This is a genomic window from Sphingobacterium sp. SYP-B4668 (genome assembly GCF_027627455.1).
In the GTDB taxonomy this organism is placed as follows: domain Bacteria; phylum Bacteroidota; class Bacteroidia; order Sphingobacteriales; family Sphingobacteriaceae; genus Sphingobacterium.
Map to the genome: position 1 here is coordinate 5,323,466 of NZ_CP115483.1, position 22,095 is coordinate 5,345,560.

Sequence of the window (22,095 nt, forward strand, 5' to 3'; positions counted from 1 at the left end):
TTACAAATGAACAATTCTACTTTCTTTAGGGTAGTAATTGTTAATTCTATTCTTCAACACCTTCACCCACCCCAAATCAACGCCATCATAGTAAACCAATGCCCATCCATTTGGCATTTCGTGCTGTGGAGATATATTTTCCTTTCGCAAATAATCTCGTGCTTCCTCAAGCGAGACAACTAGTTTTGGAATCTCTTTCTTAATGTGATTGCTCAGAGCCAATCCATGACTCGGAATTAAATCCTTCCCCGACATTTTACCTATATCCGTTCCGACTAACCTTAGATAAAGAACATTTTGAAGAATTTTCAAATCCAGTTCGTATCGTTTTGGAAAAATATGTATATGCTCATGGTGTAAGAAAGCCGTATGATCATCTGGAGTTTCTATCCAACTTGCTAAGAGGCTTTTCGGCACCTCTGACTTTTCCGCTTTTATTTTTCTCCTACTAAACGTCTCCTGAGCAGTGACTTTTTCAAAAACTGCAATGAAGAATCCCTCGCCCCTCACTTTATGTGGATAGAAACGATAGCCATAAGCAGCCTTTTCCTTTGATCTCGTCTCCTCTATACCCCAATCCGAATTCACAGCTATACGCTTAGATTGAAGTCCGTAGTTTCCAATCAACCAATCCGCAATATCCTCATTTTCCTCTTCCGAGTATGAGCAAGTCGAATACAAAAGTATTCCACCACTCCGAAGCGAATCAATTGAGTTCGCAAGAATACGCTGTTGTCTTTCCTTACAAAGTTTAACATTTGCCTCAGACCATTCGTCTATAGCAGAACTATCCTTTCTAAACATACCAGAGCCCGAACAGGGAGCATCGACCAACATCATATCAAAATATCCAGGTAACCTACTAAAGGCACTAGGATCATTGTTAGTCACTACAATATTAGAGTTACCCCATCGAATGACATTTTCCATTAGGATATTTACTCTAGACTTAATAATTTCATTTGCTACTATTAGGCTTTCGTCATCAAGGAAACTATTTAACAAAGTAGTCTTTCCTCCCGGCGCGGCACAAAGATCCAATACTCGAATAGGTTCCTTATCCAAACCCAACTTCTCGATAATATGCGCGATGAACATCGAAGAGGCATCCTGAGAATAATAACTTCCTGCATGGTAAAGTGGATCCAACGTAAAAGAGGGTCTATTACCTAAATAGAAACCTCTTGTACACCAAGGAACCTTCTCCGCTCCCAAAAATGGGACATTGGTAATCTTCTTATCATTAATACGTACGGCGCTCTGTCGCTCGCCTCTCTCATGAATTTCTATAAAAGCCTCCTTGTCAAATGTCGGATTTACACCTAGTTTCTCAATTAGCGAATTTGGCAGGATATTACTCATCGTGTAGTGATATGTTTATGCTTGTAAAGTTAATAATTATCAAAAAAAATCGAGGTTATTTATTGATAACAACCTTATACAATTAAGATTTATTCCTTCAATATACCATAGCTCACATGATGTAACTTGCAAAAAGATTTAACTTTGTCTAAGTTTGTATCTTACACAGTAACATGAAAGATTTAAAAAAATACTTTATCATACCCGCCCCACCACAGGATGTCTATCTGGCGCTCACCACTGAAACTACGGTTCGTCTTTGGACAGGTGACGAGGTCGAAATGGAAGCTATTGAGGGAGGCGAATTCTCCATGTGGGATGGTGCTATTGTTGGAAAATTTGTGACGCTAGAACCTTCCAAGAAAATCGTACAGCACTGGTATTTTGGAGAACAGGAAGATTCCATCGTAACAATCAAACTCCATGAGCATAAAAAGGGCACCTCCCTCGAGGTTGTCCAAACCAATATACCTGAAGAAGCATACCAAGAAATCTCTGAGGGCTGGGAAGATCCGTATATTTCTTCCTTAATCGAGTTTTATACAGAAGACTAAATCCAAATGGTATAACCTTATGAAACAAGGCCAGTAGAAGTAATCTACTGGCCTTGTCTCTACGTATGGTGTCGAGCTACTGTCCTACCTGCCATCCGCTGCGAATACGGTTCCCCTATCCCCTGGGATACGATGGGAATACGGGCTGTTGTGTGTCCCCGGGAGGGGCAACAAAAAAAGCCTCCCCGGTTTCCCGGGGGGGCGTATAAAAAAAGGCACCGACCTACTCTCCCACCTGTTACGGCAATACCATCGGCTCTGGCGGGCTTGACTTCTCTGTTCGGAATGGGAAGAGGTAGACACCGCCGATATAGGCACCTGAAATCCTTTTTGGTACGACACATTATGGTCGTATCTATAGACAATCGAAAGAAAAAAACAAAGAGGAAGACAACAGTGTCCTCTGCTTGAGAAAGCTTCGGGCTATTAGTATTGCTCGGCTATGGTATCTCTACCTTTACACCTACAACCTATCGACGTAGTCATCTACTACGGCCCTCTAAGGAAGTCTCATCTCGTGGCTAGTTTCGCACTTAGATGCTTTCAGCGCTTATCTATCCCCGACGTAGCTACCCTGCCGTACACCTGGCGGCATAACAGGTTCACCAGCGGTCGGTCCAACCCGGTCCTCTCGTACTAAGGTCAGATCCACTCAAACTTCCAACGCCCACAACAGATAGGGACCGAACTGTCTCGCGACGTTCTGAACCCAGCTCGCGTGCCACTTTAATGGGCGAACAGCCCAACCCTTGGGACCTTCTCCAGCCCCAGGATGTGACGAGCCGACATCGAGGTGCCAAACCTCCCCGTCGATATGAGCTCTTGGGGGAGATCAGCCTGTTATCCCCAGCGTACCTTTTATCCTTTGAGCGATGGCCCTTCCATACAGAACCACCGGATCACTATGTCCGTCTTTCGACCCTGTTCGACTTGTCGGTCTCACAGTCAAGCAAGCTTATGCCATTGCACTCCGCGTACGGTTACCAAGCGTACTGAGCTTACCTTTGAAAGCCTCCGTTACCTTTTTGGAGGCGACCACCCCAGTCAAACTACCCACCAAACAATGTCCTCGACATAATCGAGTTAGAAACCGGATACAGAAAGGGCGGTATTTCAAGGTTGATTCCATGGCTCCTGGCGAAGCCACTTCAACATCTCCCGCCTATCCTACACATCCTGTACCCAATTCCAATGTTAAGCTATAGTGAAGGTGCATGGGGTCTTTCCGTCCCGTTGCGGGTAATCGGCGTCTTCACCGATACCACAATTTCACCGAGCTCATGGCTGAGACAGCGCCCAGATCGTTACACCATTCGTGCAGGTCGGAACTTACCCGACAAGGAATTTCGCTACCTTAGGACCGTTATAGTTACGGCCGCCGTTTACTGGGGCTTCGATTCAATGCTTCTCTTGCGATGACATCCCCTCTTAACCTTCCAGCACCGGGCAGGTGTCAGGCCTTATACCTCATCTTGCGATTTCGCAAAGCCATATGTTTTTGTTAAACAGTCGCCTGGGCCTTTTCACTGCGGCTTCTCACTCTCGTGAGGAAGCGCCCCTTCTCCCGAAGTTACAGGGCCATTTTGCCGAGTTCCTTAGCCATGATTCACTCGAGCACCTTAGGATCCTCTCCTCGACTACCTGTGTCGGTTTACGGTACGGGTTTTTATAACCTGGAGCTTAGCGGGTTTTCTTGGAAGTCTGTTTACCTGCTCTATCAGCGCCGCCGGAGCTTTGCTGTACTATTGGGTTTCAGCAGGGTCGGCGGATTTGCCTACCGTCCCTATACCTACGCCTTTCAACGGACTATTCCGTCAGTCCGCGGCAGTGTCACTACTCCGTCACCACATCGCAGTTATAAAAAGTACTGGAATATTGACCAGTTGTCCATCGGTTATCCCCCTTCGGGTGTACCTTAGGCCCCGACTAACCCTGATCCGATTAGCGTTGATCAGGAAACCTTAGTCTTTCGGTGGGCGGGTTTCCCACCCGCCTTATCGTTACTTATGCCTACATTTGCTTTTCCATAAGGTCCACAGCACATTGCCATGCTGCTTCGCCCCCGATGGAATGCTCCCCTACCAGACATACATCGCTGTATGAATCCATGGCTTCGGTAGTAATCTTGATGCCCGTTTATTATCCACGCCCGGCCGCTCGACTAGTGAGCTGTTACGCACTCTTTAAATGAATGGCTGCTTCCAAGCCAACATCCTAGCTGTCTGGGCAACCGGACCTCGTTAGTTCAACTTAGACTACATTTGGGGACCTTAGCCGATGGTCTGGGTTCTTTCCCTCTCGGCCCTGGACCTTAGCACCCAGAGCCTCACTGCAAGACATATCTAACAGCATTCGGAGTTCGTCTGGATTTGGTAGGATTTGACTCCCCCGCACCCAATCGGTAGCTCTACCTCTGCTAGACTCTATTCTCACGCTGTTCCTAAAAACATTTCGGGGAGTACGAGCTATTTCCCAGTTTGATTGGCCTTTCACCCCTACCCTCAGGTCATCCGGAAACTTTTCAACGTTTATCGGTTCGGTCCTCCATTACATGTTACTGCAACTTCAACCTGCCCAAGGGTAGATCACAAGGTTTCGCGTCTACCTCATCTGACTATGCGCCCTATTAAGACTCGCTTTCGCTTCGGCTGCGCGGCTGAACCGCTTAACCTTGCCAGACAAGAGTAACTCGTAGGCTCATTATGCAAAAGGCACGCCGTCACGGAACTTGTCCGCTCCGACCGCTTGTAAGCACACGGTTTCAGGTTCTTTTCACTCCCCTGTTCGGGGTTCTTTTCACCTTTCCCTCACGGTACTGGTTCACTATCGGTCTCTCAGGAGTATTTAGCCTTGGCGGATGGTGCCGCCGGATTCCCACAGGGCGTCTCCGACCCCGCGGTACTCAGGATACCACTATGCTGGCATTCTTTGCCTGTACGGGGCTATCACCCATATCGCCCGGTTTCCCAACCGGTTCCAGTTCATAGCGCCAATGCAATATCGTGGTCCTACAACCCCCAAAATGCCGTAACATGATGGGTTTGGGCTCTTTCCCGTTCGCTCGCCACTACTTGGGAAATCATTGTTATTTTCTTCTCCTACGCCTACTTAGATGTTTCAGTTCAGCGCGTTCGCGTATTGTACGGCATACCTTCAGTATGCCAGGTTTCCCCATTCGGAAATCCACGGATCGAGTCGCATTTGCCGATCCCCGTGGCTTATCGCAGCTTATCACGTCCTTCATCGCCTCTGAGAGCCTAGGCATCCTCCGTGTGCCCTTATTTACTTTCTTCCTCCTCATGGCCCTTTTGCTACCATGGAAGTGCTTGTCGTTACGTTCCCCAAAAGGAAAACGTCCCTACTGTTGTCTTCTCTTGTAATTTTTTTCTTTCAATATGTCAAAGAACTCTTTGCGCACGCAATCCATATAGGACGGCGGCGTTCGTGGAGAATAACGGATTCGAACCGTTGACCCCCTGCGTGCAAGGCAGGTGCTCTAGCCAGCTGAGCTAATCCCCCGTATAACCGATCGTAGTCCCGAGCAGATTTGAACTGCTGACCCCTACATTATCAGTGTAGTGCTCTAACCAACTGAGCTACGGGACTAGCTTATATCTCTCTCGGTACCGACCTCCATATATAGGGACGGACCTTATTCCATTTCTTTTTCCTAGGTCGATCATGTATGTACGTAACGAGTACCTATCAGGTACTCTAGAAAGGAGGTATTCCAGCCGCACCTTCCGGTACGGCTACCTTGTTACGACTTAGCCCCAATTATCGGTTTTGCCCTAACACGCTCCTTGCGGTTACATGCTTTAGGCACCCCCAACTTTCATGGCTTGACGGGCGGTGTGTACAAGGCCCGGGAACGTATTCACCGCGTCATTGCTGATACGCGATTACTAGCGAATCCAACTTCATGAGGTCGAGTTGCAGACCTCAATCCGAACTGTGATCGGCTTTCAGAGATTGGCATCACATTACTGTGTAGCTGCCCGCTGTACCGACCATTGTAGCACGTGTGTAGCCCCGGACGTAAGGGCCATGATGACTTGACGTCGTCCCCACCTTCCTCTCTGCTTGCGCAGGCAGTCTGTTTAGAGTCCCCACCTTGACGTGCTGGCAACTAAACATAGGGGTTGCGCTCGTTGCGGGACTTAACCCAACACCTCACGGCACGAGCTGACGACAGCCATGCAGCACCTAGTTTCCTGTCCCGAAGGACGTATCCGTCTCTGGATACTTCAGTAACTTTCAAGCCCGGGTAAGGTTCCTCGCGTATCATCGAATTAAACCACATGCTCCTCCGCTTGTGCGGGCCCCCGTCAATTCCTTTGAGTTTCACCCTTGCGGGCGTACTCCCCAGGTGGATAACTTAACGCTTTCGCTTGGACGCTGACTGTCTATCGCCAACATCGAGTTATCATCGTTTAGGGCGTGGACTACCAGGGTATCTAATCCTGTTCGATCCCCACGCTTTCGTGCATCAGCGTCAATGATGGCTTGGGATGCTGCCTTCGCAATCGGTGTTCTGAGACATATCTATGCATTTCACCGCTACTTGTCTCATTCCGCATACCTCAACCATATTCAAGTCCTTCAGTATCAAGGGCACTGCGACAGTTGAGCTGCCGTATTTCACCCCTGACTTAAAAGACCGCCTACGCACCCTTTAAACCCAATAAATCCGGATAACGCTTGGATCCTCCGTATTACCGCGGCTGCTGGCACGGAGTTAGCCGATCCTTATTCTTCGGGTACGTTCAGCCACCTACTCGTAGGTGGGTTTATTCCCCGACAAAAGCAGTTTACAACCCATAGGGCAGTCATCCTGCACGCGGCATGGCTGGTTCAGGCTTGCGCCCATTGACCAATATTCCTTACTGCTGCCTCCCGTAGGAGTCTGGTCCGTGTCTCAGTACCAGTGTGGGGGATTCTCCTCTCAGAGCCCCTAGACATCGTCGCCTTGGTGGGCCGTTACCCCGCCAACTAGCTAATGTCACGCGAGCCCATCCCTGTCCTATGAATATTTGATCCCCGGAAGATGCCCTCCAGGGATGTCATGCGGTGTTAATCCGACTTTCGCCGGGCTATCCCCCTGACAAGGGTAGGTTGCTCACGCGTTACGCACCCGTGCGCCACTCTCACGGGGTGCAAGCACCCCGATCGCGTTCGACTTGCATGTATTAGGCCTGCCGCTAGCGTTCATCCTGAGCCAGGATCAAACTCTCCATTGTAAAATGAAGTGTCGACTCTAACTATCTATAACATAAATAGAATTGTCTTTTTTAATTTCCCGACCTGATTGGCTTGGCTTTCGTTTTCCGAACTTTCGCCCGGAAAAATCCCAGCTACTCGTTACGTTACATGATCATTTCCTTAAAGAACTCATCTGCCTCGACTCGCGTTCCGGCATATATCTCACAGGGCTTCGCGCCCCGATCGTTTTCCTGTTTCCAAAACCCTCCGTTTCCGAAGGGACTGCAAAGGTAGGGATATTTTCGACATCCGCAAACTTTATTTTAAAATTGTTCGCCGGAACACATCGCCAATCCCCTCTTTCAAACGGAACGACCTCTCGATCGGACCATACCTCCCTTGCGGAGTGGTGCAAAGGTAGCACTTTTAAACAACCACTTCCAAACTTTCAAACAAAGTTTTTTAATTAAAATAGGTAACGGCCTATCAACCTGCCGAATAAAAAACGATATGGGGGCGGAAAATCGGGGAAATCAGGCCCTATTTCCTATGGCCATGGCCCACGGCCCCGGATCATCTGAAGACCCAGTAGCGTTGCAGGGGATAGTTGAATCCCAGGGACACGACCAGCTCGACGGCCAGCCTACCTACCTTGTAATCTATACCGAAGACCTGCGACACGAACGGGGTCGCCTCGGATTTCAAGAGAATACTGCCCAACACCACCGATATAAACTTCCATACCTGCCCCCCGACCGGACTGTCGACTTTCTGGAACGCCCAATATCGATCTAGGGAAAAATTGACCACGGCACCTAGGGCTCCGGATATACGGATAGCATCCTTGGCATCGATCCCGACGACTTCCTTGCAGGACACCATTGCCACATAATCAAAAACTCCGCCCATAAAGATGGAGGCTCGGCTTTTGCAAACGCGAATATCTGCTGTTCCATATCTTTTTAAGGTCCAACAGGGCATCCGCGATGCTGTTGTGGGAATAACCTACCTGTCCTTGCCGAAAACAGGGGACCTATGGCCAAGAGGTGCTTTCCCCGTGCCCGGTAATAGACCGCTCCCATGTCCGGCCGACGAGGCTCCCCGGGAAATAAGGACCAACACCGCTGGCAGGCCATCGCAGGGTCCAGAAGGACGAAGGAGGCCTATCCTTGCGGAAATACCGACCAACGGGGACACCATCGAGCAAATCCTTTCCGGGGGGCGTTGTCTGCTCTATAGGAATGGCCATAAATGGAACGTGGGACAAAAGGAAAGGGCTACCTGGTGCTTGGTCGATATCCGGGTATCGAAAGGGCCTCTACGGGCTGCCCGAGGAGCAAGGCTGGACAGTCGTTGCGATCCTTGGCAGGACCGATGCCTTTACGGGCTTGCCAAGGGGGCGGATAAGGTAGGCCAAGCTGGTCCCAGGTTATTCGACAGGGTATCCAGGACCCCACATCTCCACCACAAAAAGATATCGCCTATTCCGATAGGAAGCTACGGGTGCAGCCGCTGGGTGTTTCGATGCAAAGGGATAAAAGCATATGCAAGTCGGCTCAGGATGCGGGGGGACATAGACCTCTTCCTATGCGGGCCAACCAGCTTATTTCCGTGGTCCACGGGCCCCCATCCTGATGCCCCGCTCGCTTATCCGCCATCTGGCGGACATCTGTACAAATTTATCCACAACGAAAAATCGGGTCAAGCTGAATTCTTGGGGGGAATACTAAAAATTCCTTAGTTTAGCTTCTTTAAATGAGATATCCCTTGGAAGACGCCGAACGTAAATTACTATCCTTACTGATGCCCGAAGGGCTTTTAGAATACTTTCAAATTTTAGCAGTCAATCAGGTTGACAATCAGCTCCACATCTATTTGGATGAACTCAATATAGCACCAGCAGGCTATGAGAACAGCAAACTGGAGTCCAAGGGCTTTATGCCATCTACTGAGATCTCAGACTTTCCCATTCGAGGACAGAAAGTTACGCTACATATTCGTCGTCGTCGCTGGACCGTTCTGGATAGCGGACAGGTTATCGCCAGAGATTGGAACCTAGTGCGTGAAGGTGCTCGAATGACAACAGAATTCGGCCTTTTTTTAAAGAAGATATTTGGATGACCATCCTGTAAGTGCACATTTGGTAGGCTTATTCTTTCAAATGGACGGTAAGCAGCTACAGGACCAATACAAGAACCATCTCAGCGACTTTCACGGTTGGGCCCAAAAAGGCCATGCAGAGCGTTGGACACTTTTTCCTGAAAACATTTCCGAACGCCTAAGCATTGATGAGACCAGCTTTAGCAACGGTGAGCTTTACACTATTGTAAGCAGTAAATCAGCAAAAGGCAGGAAAGGGACGATACTAGCCACTATTAAGGGCACAAAGGCGGAAGATATTACCGCTGTGCTCGAGCGAATCCCCTTGCGTTCAAGGAACAAAGTAAAAGAGGTGACCATGGATATGGCACCGAACATGGCAAGGGCAATCCGCAGATGTTTCCGGAATGCCAGGCGTGTGGTCGACCGATTCCATGTTCAAAAACTAGCTTACGATGCTGTTCAGGAACTCAGGATTAAATATCGTTGGGAAGTATTGGATGCAGAGAGCAAGAAGATAGTTGAATCTAGCAAAACAGGACATCCCCATGAAGCTGGGCTACTCCCCAATGGAGATACCCTCAAACAGTTATTGGCCAGGTCCAGACACCTATTGTTCAAACACCCAAGCCGGTGGACTGAAAGTCAAAAGCATCGTGCAGAATTACTGTTCATGCGCTTTCCGAAGCTAAAACAGGCTTATGACCTAGGCATTGCTTTAGGCGATATCTTCAATAAATGTAAAGACAAGAAAGTCGCTTTTACCAAGTTGGGGCTATGGCATAACCAGGTAGAGAATGCCGGAATATCCTCATTTGAGAGTGTCGCAAGGTCAATCGCAGCACATCACCAATACATTTTACACTACTTCGACAACAGAAGCACAAATGCTTCGGCAGAGTCTTTCAACGCAAAGCTCAAAGCTTTCAGGAGCGTCTTCCGTGGCGTAAGAGACACAACATTCTTCTTGTACAGAGTGACGAAATTGTATGCCTAAAAATGATTCCCCCCAAACTTTCGGTATGATCCGAAAAATCCCCCCGGGTTCACGCAGGGGCGTACGATAAGGTGTCGAGCTACTGTCCTATCTGCCATCCCCTGGGGTACGATGGGAATACGGGCTGTTGTGTCCCCCGGGGAGGGACAACAAAAAAAAGCCCCCCCGGTTTCCCGGGGGGGCGTATAAAAAAAGGCACCGACCTACTCTCCCACCTGTTACGGCAATACCATCGGCTCTGGCGGGCTTGACTTCTCTGTTCGGAATGGGAAGAGGTAGACACCGCCGATATAGGCACCTGAAATCCTTTTTGGTACGACACATTATGGTCGTATCTATAGACAATCGAAAGAAAAAAACAAAGAGGAAGACAACAGTGTCCTCTGCTTGAGAAAGCTTCGGGCTATTAGTATTGCTCGGCTATGGTATCTCTACCTTTACACCTACAACCTATCGACGTAGTCATCTACTACGGCCCTCTAAGGAAGTCTCATCTCGTGGCTAGTTTCGCACTTAGATGCTTTCAGCGCTTATCTATCCCCGACGTAGCTACCCTGCCGTACACCTGGCGGCATAACAGGTTCACCAGCGGTCGGTCCAACCCGGTCCTCTCGTACTAAGGTCAGATCCACTCAAACTTCCAACGCCCACAACAGATAGGGACCGAACTGTCTCGCGACGTTCTGAACCCAGCTCGCGTGCCACTTTAATGGGCGAACAGCCCAACCCTTGGGACCTTCTCCAGCCCCAGGATGTGACGAGCCGACATCGAGGTGCCAAACCTCCCCGTCGATATGAGCTCTTGGGGGAGATCAGCCTGTTATCCCCAGCGTACCTTTTATCCTTTGAGCGATGGCCCTTCCATACAGAACCACCGGATCACTATGTCCGTCTTTCGACCCTGTTCGACTTGTCGGTCTCACAGTCAAGCAAGCTTATGCCATTGCACTCCGCGTACGGTTACCAAGCGTACTGAGCTTACCTTTGAAAGCCTCCGTTACCTTTTTGGAGGCGACCACCCCAGTCAAACTACCCACCAAACAATGTCCTCGACATAATCGAGTTAGAAACCGGATACAGAAAGGGCGGTATTTCAAGGTTGATTCCATGGCTCCTGGCGAAGCCACTTCAACATCTCCCGCCTATCCTACACATCCTGTACCCAATTCCAATGTTAAGCTATAGTGAAGGTGCATGGGGTCTTTCCGTCCCGTTGCGGGTAATCGGCGTCTTCACCGATACCACAATTTCACCGAGCTCATGGCTGAGACAGCGCCCAGATCGTTACACCATTCGTGCAGGTCGGAACTTACCCGACAAGGAATTTCGCTACCTTAGGACCGTTATAGTTACGGCCGCCGTTTACTGGGGCTTCGATTCAATGCTTCTCTTGCGATGACATCCCCTCTTAACCTTCCAGCACCGGGCAGGTGTCAGGCCTTATACCTCATCTTGCGATTTCGCAAAGCCATATGTTTTTGTTAAACAGTCGCCTGGGCCTTTTCACTGCGGCTTCTCACTCTCGTGAGGAAGCGCCCCTTCTCCCGAAGTTACAGGGCCATTTTGCCGAGTTCCTTAGCCATGATTCACTCGAGCACCTTAGGATCCTCTCCTCGACTACCTGTGTCGGTTTACGGTACGGGTTTTTATAACCTGGAGCTTAGCGGGTTTTCTTGGAAGTCTGTTTACCTGCTCTATCAGCGCCGCCGGAGCTTTGCTGTACTATTGGGTTTCAGCAGGGTCGGCGGATTTGCCTACCGTCCCTATACCTACGCCTTTCAACGGACTATTCCGTCAGTCCGCGGCAGTGTCACTACTCCGTCACCACATCGCAGTTATAAAAAGTACTGGAATATTGACCAGTTGTCCATCGGTTATCCCCCTTCGGGTGTACCTTAGGCCCCGACTAACCCTGATCCGATTAGCGTTGATCAGGAAACCTTAGTCTTTCGGTGGGCGGGTTTCCCACCCGCCTTATCGTTACTTATGCCTACATTTGCTTTTCCATAAGGTCCACAGCACATTGCCATGCTGCTTCGCCCCCGATGGAATGCTCCCCTACCAGACATACATCGCTGTATGAATCCATGGCTTCGGTAGTAATCTTGATGCCCGTTTATTATCCACGCCCGGCCGCTCGACTAGTGAGCTGTTACGCACTCTTTAAATGAATGGCTGCTTCCAAGCCAACATCCTAGCTGTCTGGGCAACCGGACCTCGTTAGTTCAACTTAGACTACATTTGGGGACCTTAGCCGATGGTCTGGGTTCTTTCCCTCTCGGCCCTGGACCTTAGCACCCAGAGCCTCACTGCAAGACATATCTAACAGCATTCGGAGTTCGTCTGGATTTGGTAGGATTTGACTCCCCCGCACCCAATCGGTAGCTCTACCTCTGCTAGACTCTATTCTCACGCTGTTCCTAAAAACATTTCGGGGAGTACGAGCTATTTCCCAGTTTGATTGGCCTTTCACCCCTACCCTCAGGTCATCCGGAAACTTTTCAACGTTTATCGGTTCGGTCCTCCATTACATGTTACTGCAACTTCAACCTGCCCAAGGGTAGATCACAAGGTTTCGCGTCTACCTCATCTGACTATGCGCCCTATTAAGACTCGCTTTCGCTTCGGCTGCGCGGCTGAACCGCTTAACCTTGCCAGACAAGAGTAACTCGTAGGCTCATTATGCAAAAGGCACGCCGTCACGGAACTTGTCCGCTCCGACCGCTTGTAAGCACACGGTTTCAGGTTCTTTTCACTCCCCTGTTCGGGGTTCTTTTCACCTTTCCCTCACGGTACTGGTTCACTATCGGTCTCTCAGGAGTATTTAGCCTTGGCGGATGGTGCCGCCGGATTCCCACAGGGCGTCTCCGACCCCGCGGTACTCAGGATACCACTATGCTGGCATTCTTTGCCTGTACGGGGCTATCACCCATATCGCCCGGTTTCCCAACCGGTTCCAGTTCATAGCGCCAATGCAATATCGTGGTCCTACAACCCCCAAAATGCCGTAACATGATGGGTTTGGGCTCTTTCCCGTTCGCTCGCCACTACTTGGGAAATCATTGTTATTTTCTTCTCCTACGCCTACTTAGATGTTTCAGTTCAGCGCGTTCGCGTATTGTACGGCATACCTTCAGTATGCCAGGTTTCCCCATTCGGAAATCCACGGATCGAGTCGCATTTGCCGATCCCCGTGGCTTATCGCAGCTTATCACGTCCTTCATCGCCTCTGAGAGCCTAGGCATCCTCCGTGTGCCCTTATTTACTTTCTTCCTCCTCATGGCCCTTTTGCTACCATGGAAGTGCTTGTCGTTACGTTCCCCAAAAGGAAAACGTCCCTACTGTTGTCTTCTCTTGTAATTTTTTTCTTTCAATATGTCAAAGAACTCTTTGCGCACGCAATCCATATAGGACGGCGGCGTTCGTGGAGAATAACGGATTCGAACCGTTGACCCCCTGCGTGCAAGGCAGGTGCTCTAGCCAGCTGAGCTAATCCCCCGTATAACCGATCGTAGTCCCGAGCAGATTTGAACTGCTGACCCCTACATTATCAGTGTAGTGCTCTAACCAACTGAGCTACGGGACTAGCTTATATCTCTCTCGGTACCGACCTCCATATATAGGGACGGACCTTATTCCATTTCTTTTTCCTAGGTCGATCATGTATGTACGTAACGAGTACCTATCAGGTACTCTAGAAAGGAGGTATTCCAGCCGCACCTTCCGGTACGGCTACCTTGTTACGACTTAGCCCCAATTATCGGTTTTGCCCTAACACGCTCCTTGCGGTTACATGCTTTAGGCACCCCCAACTTTCATGGCTTGACGGGCGGTGTGTACAAGGCCCGGGAACGTATTCACCGCGTCATTGCTGATACGCGATTACTAGCGAATCCAACTTCATGAGGTCGAGTTGCAGACCTCAATCCGAACTGTGATCGGCTTTCAGAGATTGGCATCACATTACTGTGTAGCTGCCCGCTGTACCGACCATTGTAGCACGTGTGTAGCCCCGGACGTAAGGGCCATGATGACTTGACGTCGTCCCCACCTTCCTCTCTGCTTGCGCAGGCAGTCTGTTTAGAGTCCCCACCTTGACGTGCTGGCAACTAAACATAGGGGTTGCGCTCGTTGCGGGACTTAACCCAACACCTCACGGCACGAGCTGACGACAGCCATGCAGCACCTAGTTTCCTGTCCCGAAGGACGTATCCGTCTCTGGATACTTCAGTAACTTTCAAGCCCGGGTAAGGTTCCTCGCGTATCATCGAATTAAACCACATGCTCCTCCGCTTGTGCGGGCCCCCGTCAATTCCTTTGAGTTTCACCCTTGCGGGCGTACTCCCCAGGTGGATAACTTAACGCTTTCGCTTGGACGCTGACTGTCTATCGCCAACATCGAGTTATCATCGTTTAGGGCGTGGACTACCAGGGTATCTAATCCTGTTCGATCCCCACGCTTTCGTGCATCAGCGTCAATGATGGCTTGGGATGCTGCCTTCGCAATCGGTGTTCTGAGACATATCTATGCATTTCACCGCTACTTGTCTCATTCCGCATACCTCAACCATATTCAAGTCCTTCAGTATCAAGGGCACTGCGACAGTTGAGCTGCCGTATTTCACCCCTGACTTAAAAGACCGCCTACGCACCCTTTAAACCCAATAAATCCGGATAACGCTTGGATCCTCCGTATTACCGCGGCTGCTGGCACGGAGTTAGCCGATCCTTATTCTTCGGGTACGTTCAGCCACCTACTCGTAGGTGGGTTTATTCCCCGACAAAAGCAGTTTACAACCCATAGGGCAGTCATCCTGCACGCGGCATGGCTGGTTCAGGCTTGCGCCCATTGACCAATATTCCTTACTGCTGCCTCCCGTAGGAGTCTGGTCCGTGTCTCAGTACCAGTGTGGGGGATTCTCCTCTCAGAGCCCCTAGACATCGTCGCCTTGGTGGGCCGTTACCCCGCCAACTAGCTAATGTCACGCGAGCCCATCCCTGTCCTATGAATATTTGATCCCCGGAAGATGCCCTCCAGGGATGTCATGCGGTGTTAATCCGACTTTCGCCGGGCTATCCCCCTGACAAGGGTAGGTTGCTCACGCGTTACGCACCCGTGCGCCACTCTCACGGGGTGCAAGCACCCCGATCGCGTTCGACTTGCATGTATTAGGCCTGCCGCTAGCGTTCATCCTGAGCCAGGATCAAACTCTCCATTGTAAAATGAAGTGTCGACTCTAACTATCTATAACATAAATAGAATTGTCTTTTTTAATTTCCCGACCTGATTGGCTTGGCTTTCGTTTTCCGAACTTTCGCCCGGAAAAATCCCAGCTACTCGTTACGTTACATGATCATTTCCTTAAAGAACTCATCTGCCTCGACTCGCGTTCCGGCTTATATCTCACAGGGCTTCGCGCCCCGATCGTTTTCCTGTTTCCAAAACCCTCCGTTTCCGAAGGGACTGCAAAGGTAGGGATATTTTCGACATCCGCAAACTTTATTTTAAAATTGTTCGCCGGAACACATCGCCAATCCCCTCTTTCAAACGGAACGACCTCTCGATCGGACCATACCTCCCTTGCGGAGTGGTGCAAAGGTAGCACTTTTAAACAACCACTTCCAAACTTTCAAACAAAGTTTTTTAATTAAAATAGGTAACGGGTTGATATGTTGCTTACTTAGTTTTTAAAAATAGCGTCGCACAGATACTACAAAGTATTAAATTCATTAAAAATATGTTTGAACAACGTAAAACATATCTTACCGCATGCAAGTTTATCATCTTGTAGATATATTTACATTCTTATTTACGTATCTTTAATAATGGACTATAATACACTCATTGAACAGATAAAAAGCTATGTTGAGGACTATATTCGTCAGAATAAAATCTCCAAATTTTGCTTTCATAATGACATCCATACTTTTGAGGTTGTTGAAGCCGCATCTGAAATGTCTCGTCACTATCATTTAGGTGAGGAGGACAATTTTATTATTACCTGCGCCGCCTACTTTCACGACCTAGGGTATTTAAATGGGGGAGGGGTAGGTCACGAAGAGCGTGGAGCAACCCTTGCCACGTCCTACCTCCAAAGCCATCATCTACCAATAGAAGTCCAAAATCAGGTTGTCAATTGTATTAAGGCAACTAAAATGCCCCAAAACCCCAAAACACTATTAGAACAAATACTATGTGACGCCGATCTATTTCATTTAGGCGGAGAACAGTTCGAGACCCGAAACAAACTCATGCGAAAAGAAATCGAATCCGTGACGGGTACACCTATAGATAAAGATACTTGGCGCAAGCAAACAATCCAACTCATGCGCAGCCATAATTATCATACCGAGTATGCACAGCATAAATTAAATGCTACCAAACTGGCGAACTTAGAAAAGTTGGAAAAGAAAAAGAAAAAAACAGCCCCCCCAATAAACGAGACCATATTTACTTCCAAGGACGAGCGCATCAAAAAGCCAGAAAGAGGTATCGAAACCATGTTTCGTATAACCTCTTCCAATAATCAACGCCTTAGTGATATGGCGGATAATAAAGCTAATATTCTATTAACGGTCAATTCCATCATCCTATCCATGGTTATTGCTGTCCTTTTGCGTAAACTAGACAGTAACGAACACCTCGCGATTCCAACAATACTACTACTCACAATCAGTGTATCCACCATGGTTATTGCAATTCTCTCAACCATCCCAAAAGTTCCACCGGGCGTATTTACACAAGAAGAAATCAAAAATAAATCCGTCAATCTCCTTTTCTTTGGCAACTTCTACAAAATGAAACTCGACGAATACAAAGAAAGCATGGGAAAGGTCATGGATGACAGCGAATTTTTATATGGCATGTTGACCAAAGATGTATATTCTCAAGGCGTCGTATTAGGTCGCAAGTACAAGCTCTTACGACTTGCCTATGGAATTTTTATGTTCGGCCTAATTATTTCTTCTATCGCATTTTTGATAGCTGTTAGTGTGTAATCATTATTCACTTTAAAACCAATCACCCATGTACCGCAATTCACTCCCGCTAGCACTCCTTCTTCTGTTAAGCTGTTCCACTTTCCAGGCGTGCTCCCAAAAAGCAAAGCACAACTCGTCCTCGACTAACCAGAAGGGAAGCCAGCAATCAGCACTCCCTTATCAACTCAACGCAGGGCAAGCCATGCCTTTACCGACAGACTTGTTGGAAATTTCTGGCATCACCTTTTTACCGAATGAAGATGGCCAGATTTACGCCGTACAGGATGAGAAAGGCCTGCTATACACCTATTCGCTAGCTGGAAATAATCTAACGTCTTCTCCTTTCGAAAAAGATGGAGACTATGAAGACCTAGCTGTAAGTGCCTCACATTTCATAATATTAAAGAGCAATGGCACATTCTATACTTTTCCAATCATCGAATCACAAAATATCTCATCTGTCAAAACCTTCAAGAACCTTTTACCAAAAGGAGAGTATGAGGGACTTGCTACTGATGCGGCACAAGGAATCGTTTTTGCTTTGTGCAAATCTTGCTCGATAGATAAGAAAAATGCCCAGACTAGCGGCTACATATTAAAGATCGATGATAATGGAATATTAACTCTGTCGGGAGAGTTCAAAATTGACATTTCCCAAATACAAAAATTTGACAATAGTATTAAAAAGACATTCAAACCATCTGCTTTATCTCAGCATCCAAAAACAAAAGAATGGTATATCCTATCTTCTGTTGACAAGGTTCTGGCCATTGCTGATCCACAATGGAACATCAAAGCCGTGCATGCACTAGACCCAAAAAGGCATCAACAGCCGGAAGGTATTGCCTTTGATAGTCAGCACAACCTGTACATCAGCAATGAAGCGGGCACGGGTGATAAAGCTATTTTATACAAATTCGAGATTATTCAATAACACTCTCAACATATATATATATACTGAAAAACCGACAACAAGCATATGACAGCATCATTCTGTTTTTTCGTTAACCAAGCTAGTCTTATTGATTCAGCTGTATACAATTACTTCGCGAGCTCGCTACATTCAGTTTGATTTTTTTCATCATTAACTTGTCCAGGTCATCGAGACGGAACATCTCAGCCATATTATTAACATTTGTACAGCTAATGCTAGATGGCTACTTCATATGAAGTCAACATGAAGCGAACAAAGTGAGAGTAACATGACGATTTTTGAACATCAATAATGACTAAACAATCCTATTCACCAACAGGTAGACAAAGTAGTATTATGCAAATGAAAATCCTTTGTTTCCTTATCATTCAACTACTTTGCGCCCAATCCTTTGCCCAAAATCAATCGGTTAAGACACGTCTCATCCTTATTGGAGATGCAGGAGACCTCAGTCCTGAACAACAGGCCATTATCCCACAAGCAGCCTCCCTTATTCTCCCCCACCAAACCACAGTTTTATTCCTCGGAGATAATATATATCCTGACGGAATGGCGCTTAGCGGGCACAAAGACGAGCATCGCACACAAGAAATCTTAAAATCACAGTATCTCCCGCTGCGTGCGGTCGGCGCTCCTGTATATTTTATTCCTGGAAATCACGATTGGGATTATATGGGCAAAGATGGACTTGCCAAAATAAGAGCACAAGGACAGTTCATTCAAAATCAACAAGACTCACTTTTGAAATTGGTTCCCGCCAATGGTTGCCCAGGCCCCATAGAGATTCCCCTTTCTCGCGATTTAGTTCTTATTGCGTACGACAGTGAATACTGGCTATTCCCACACCAAAAGAATACCCCTAATGTAGATTGTGAATGTACCTCTAAGGCAGACTTTCTTCAACAACTAGACCAATTATTCTACGACAATCGTGACAAAACCATCATATTAGCCTCTCATCATCCCATGCGTACCTATGGTACACACGGAGGTTATTATTCTATTAAACAACATATTTTTCCGCTCACAGAAAAGTGGAAAAACCTATACCTTCCACTTCCCTTTGTAGGCTCTCTATATCCAATATTACGCTCTACTGTTCTTCAAACTCCTGAAGATAAACCACATCCACTTTATACAGATTTGGTTGACGAAGTGACAGCCCTTTTCAAATCATTTCCCAACATCATATATGTTTCTGGGCATGACCATGGCTTACAGCTCATTCAAGACCAAGATATCACACAGGTCGTCAGTGGCGCTGGGGCCAAAAGCGCGTACATACACCCAGGTAAGTACCTCAAATACAAATCTGCCAAACAAGGTCTCGTTGTTATAGACCAATTATTGGACAACAGCACTAGAATATCCTTCTACATCTACGATGGTCAACATCTTAAAGAAGAATACGCCCATATAAAACCCTACGTAGACGTACAACCACTGATTCATTCGGCTTATAATATAACCGCGGGAGAGGACAGTGTTACCGTTCAGGTCAATCCCAAATACAACACTGCCAACAAATTTCAACGTTTCTTTTTAGGAGAGAACTATAGAAAAGAATGGGCTGCACACACCACCTTGCCTATTCTACGGATTTCCCAAATCCAGGGCGGTCTTAAACCGACCAAAAGAGGAGGTGGCATGCAGTCGATTTCTATCCGATTAGAAGATTCGACAGGCCGCGAATGGGCCTTACGCTCTGTCAATAAACGAACGGAGTCTTTAATCCCTGAAGAACTGCATGATACCTTCGTTCAGAATATATTAGATGATGCCAATAGCGCCCAACATCCCTATTCCGCTCTGATGATTCCCCCTCTCGCCAATGCAATAAAATTGCCCGTTGCCCATCCCATTATAGGAGTGGTTGCCGCAGACTCCAGCCTTGGTGTTTACAATAATCTATTTGCAAATCAAGTCGCCCTTTTGGAAGAAAGGGAGCCTTTGGGCAAATCCGACAATACAATCAAGATGCTCCAAAAGCTACAAGATGATAATGACAATGAGGTAAAGGGGAAGGTTTTCCTCAGAGCCCGCATGTTAGACGTCTTGATCAACGATTGGGACAGACACGAAGATCAATGGCGTTGGTATGATGAAAATCGGGGCACTAAAAACAAGGACCGGGATTACATCCCTATACCTAGGGACCGTGACCAAGCCCTTCGTGTCACACAAGGCTTTATCACCTCCAATATCTATCAGCCTTTTATTATGCCGACAATGCAGGGATTCAGTTCGAAAATTTCTCGAATAAATTATTCCATGATCAAATCTCGCTTTCTAAATGCTGCACCAAGCGCCCAACTCTCTTATGACGATTGGATGAAGGAGGTCCATCAATTTAAAGCCAAACTAACCGACAGCGTACTTCAAGCCAGTGTCAATCAACTTCCGCAATCCGCTATTGAGATTAGAGGAAACGATATCTTTCAGACCCTAAAAGCTCGGAGAGATGCTCTTCCCACAGTTATGAAGAAGCATTATGCATTCATCAACAATATTGTTGATATCCATCTAAGTGACAAAAACGAAAAAGTGACGATCAAAGACACCGCAAATGGAGGGGTAAAACTGTCCATCGATAAAATCAACAAAGATGGAGTCCTCACCAAATCTATCCTAAATCGAACATTTACGACCAATCTCACGAAAGAAATACGGTTATATTTAGGAAAAGGTGCTGATTCAGTAGTCATCCTTGATAAAAAGTCAAAGATAAAGCTTCGTATTATTGGCGACTATGACCCTAAAACCTATTTAGTACAAGGGGAGGCCAAGCGGGTACAATTGTATGAAAATAATGATTCCTCGACCATAATTGGACCGTCAAAGCCGTTAAAACGACAAATCTCATCCGATTCATCCAATATCGCCTTTGTCCCGGTTAATTTATATAACACTTGGCTTCCCTTACTCTCCGCAGGCTACAACGTAGATGACGGCATACTTCTTGGAGTCGGCACAAAATACACCCATCAGCGTGGATTCCGCAAATCCCCATTTACCCATACCCAAGAATTTGGCGTTTTAGGCTCCATTCGGACAGGTGCCTACCGCATTAACTACCGAGGTCATTGGAAAGACCTCCTCGGCCAAGCCGATCTTGTTGTGGACGCACTCGCCAAAGCTCCCGACAACAGTCAGAATTTCTTTGGAATGGGCAATAGTTCCACTTTTTTAGAGGACATTTATGGTAGTAAATATTACCGTGCGCGATTCAATATCTACCAACTCACACCCCAATTGCATTGGGAACCCACCTCCACTCTTAGTTATAGCATCGGTCCATCCTTACAACACTATCATTTGGATCAATCACAAAATACTGGACGTTTCATATTAAGCAATCAGGCCCTCCATTCCTATGATAGTCTCACTGTTGACAAGGACAAAACATTTATCGGTATTTCAGCGCGCCTACAGCAAGACAATCGCAACAGCAAGCTCCATCCTACCAAAGGCGGCTATTTCAAGGCCTCTTTAGATGGCTTTACCGGCCTTAGTCGACATGCCCGTTCCTATGCTCAAGTCTCGGCCGAAATAGGCTTCTATAAAAGTATATCAAATGATGCAATCGTATTCGCTAATCGTCTCGGCGCCGGCAGTAATTTTGGAAAGCCCACGTTTTATCAATCGCTATTTCTAGGAGGTCAGGGAAATCTTCGAGGCTTTCGCCAATATAGATTTGCTGGAGATCAATATCTATACAACAATTTTGAGACACGCGCCCGAATCCGCCATATTAACAGTTACATTTTACCCGGTGAGATTGGAATCTTGGGCCTTTACGATGTCGGAAGAGTCTGGTCCAAAACCGAAGAGAAAGACAATCTACATCATGGAGTAGGGGGTGGGGTCTATTATATTCTAGCCAAAATGGTAGCCTTTCAATATGTCATGGCTCATTCCAAAGAAGGTTGGTATCCATATTTTTCAATGGGTTTTAGATTTTAGTT

The 22,095-nt window shown here is 47.4% G+C and carries 9 protein-coding genes, 4 tRNA genes and 6 rRNA genes; 7 read left to right on the forward strand and 12 right to left on the reverse strand.

Annotated features, from left to right (window positions below; genetic code table 11):
• Complete coding sequence (locus OQ289_RS21670; protein WP_270088789.1) at nt 1-1,362, reverse strand: methyltransferase RsmF C-terminal domain-like protein; 1,362 nt, start codon at nt 1,360-1,362, stop codon at nt 1-3.
• Between the two features lie 173 nt (nt 1,363-1,535).
• On the opposite strand from OQ289_RS21670, the gene OQ289_RS21675 reads away from it, so the two are divergent.
• On the forward strand, nt 1,536-1,916 hold the full coding sequence (locus OQ289_RS21675) for an SRPBCC family protein (RefSeq protein ID WP_033565734.1): 381 nt from the start codon (nt 1,536-1,538) through the stop codon (nt 1,914-1,916).
• A gap of 210 nt (nt 1,917-2,126) precedes the next feature.
• Here OQ289_RS21675 and rrf (OQ289_RS21680) read toward each other — a convergent pair.
• From rrf (OQ289_RS21680) to OQ289_RS21705, 6 genes are all read right to left on the reverse strand, one after another.
• Nucleotides 2,127-2,238, reverse strand: a 5S ribosomal RNA gene (rrf, locus tag OQ289_RS21680).
• 85 nt (nt 2,239-2,323) lie between these two features.
• Nucleotides 2,324-5,208, reverse strand: a 23S ribosomal RNA gene (locus OQ289_RS21685).
• Nucleotides 5,209-5,361: 153 nt separating this feature from the next.
• Nucleotides 5,362-5,435, reverse strand: a tRNA-Ala gene (locus OQ289_RS21690).
• Nucleotides 5,436-5,448: 13 nt separating this feature from the next.
• Nucleotides 5,449-5,522, reverse strand: a tRNA-Ile gene (locus OQ289_RS21695).
• Nucleotides 5,523-5,634: 112 nt separating this feature from the next.
• Nucleotides 5,635-7,156 (reverse strand): 16S ribosomal RNA (locus OQ289_RS21700).
• Together the 16S, 23S and 5S rRNA genes with 2 tRNA genes alongside form the textbook arrangement of a ribosomal RNA operon.
• Nucleotides 7,157-7,691: 535 nt before the next feature.
• Nucleotides 7,692-8,099 (reverse strand): GtrA family protein, encoded by a 408-nt coding sequence (locus OQ289_RS21705; protein ID WP_270088790.1) that lies wholly within the window; start codon nt 8,097-8,099, stop codon nt 7,692-7,694.
• Between the two features lie 270 nt (nt 8,100-8,369).
• Between OQ289_RS21705 and OQ289_RS21710 the strand changes: the two genes are divergently transcribed.
• The 3 genes from OQ289_RS21710 to OQ289_RS21720 all read left to right on the forward strand — a co-directional run bounded on the left by OQ289_RS21710 (nt 8,370) and on the right by OQ289_RS21720 (nt 10,215).
• Nucleotides 8,370-8,525, forward strand: a complete 156-nt coding sequence (locus OQ289_RS21710) for a hypothetical protein (RefSeq protein ID WP_270088791.1) — start codon at nt 8,370-8,372, stop codon at nt 8,523-8,525.
• Nucleotides 8,526-8,873: 348 nt separating this feature from the next.
• Complete coding sequence (locus OQ289_RS21715; RefSeq protein WP_270088792.1) at nt 8,874-9,239, forward strand: ISAon1 family transposase N-terminal region protein; 366 nt, start codon at nt 8,874-8,876, stop codon at nt 9,237-9,239.
• Complete coding sequence (locus OQ289_RS21720) at nt 9,232-10,215, forward strand: ISAon1 family transposase (RefSeq protein WP_333485559.1); 984 nt, start codon at nt 9,232-9,234, stop codon at nt 10,213-10,215. The genes OQ289_RS21715 and OQ289_RS21720 overlap by 8 nt, the downstream gene beginning before the upstream one ends.
• 190 nt (nt 10,216-10,405) lie before the next feature.
• On the opposite strand, the gene rrf (OQ289_RS21725) is transcribed toward OQ289_RS21720, so the two are convergent.
• The 5 genes from rrf (OQ289_RS21725) to OQ289_RS21745 all read right to left on the reverse strand — a co-directional run bounded on the left by rrf (OQ289_RS21725) (nt 10,406) and on the right by OQ289_RS21745 (nt 15,435).
• A 5S ribosomal RNA gene (rrf, locus tag OQ289_RS21725) occupies nt 10,406-10,517 on the reverse strand.
• Nucleotides 10,518-10,602: 85 nt separating this feature from the next.
• Nucleotides 10,603-13,487: ribosomal RNA gene (locus OQ289_RS21730) — 23S ribosomal RNA — on the reverse strand.
• Nucleotides 13,488-13,640: 153 nt separating this feature from the next.
• A tRNA-Ala gene (locus OQ289_RS21735) sits at nt 13,641-13,714 on the reverse strand.
• A 13-nt stretch (nt 13,715-13,727) separates the two neighbouring features.
• Nucleotides 13,728-13,801, reverse strand: a tRNA-Ile gene (locus tag OQ289_RS21740).
• A 112-nt stretch (nt 13,802-13,913) separates the two neighbouring features.
• Nucleotides 13,914-15,435: ribosomal RNA gene (locus OQ289_RS21745) — 16S ribosomal RNA — on the reverse strand.
• A 606-nt stretch (nt 15,436-16,041) separates the two neighbouring features.
• Between OQ289_RS21745 and OQ289_RS21750 the strand changes: the two genes are divergently transcribed.
• The 3 genes from OQ289_RS21750 (at nt 16,042) to OQ289_RS21760 (ending at nt 22,093) form a co-directional block, all read left to right on the forward strand.
• Nucleotides 16,042-17,214: a Pycsar system effector family protein gene (locus tag OQ289_RS21750; RefSeq protein WP_270088793.1), complete on the forward strand. Its 1,173-nt coding sequence runs from the start codon at nt 16,042-16,044 to the stop codon at nt 17,212-17,214.
• A 28-nt stretch (nt 17,215-17,242) separates the two neighbouring features.
• Complete coding sequence (locus OQ289_RS21755; protein WP_270088794.1) at nt 17,243-18,130, forward strand: SdiA-regulated domain-containing protein; 888 nt, start codon at nt 17,243-17,245, stop codon at nt 18,128-18,130.
• A 336-nt stretch (nt 18,131-18,466) separates the two neighbouring features.
• Nucleotides 18,467-22,093: a BamA/TamA family outer membrane protein gene (locus OQ289_RS21760; protein WP_270088795.1), complete on the forward strand. Its 3,627-nt coding sequence runs from the start codon at nt 18,467-18,469 to the stop codon at nt 22,091-22,093.
• Nucleotides 22,094-22,095: the final 2 nt, after the last annotated feature.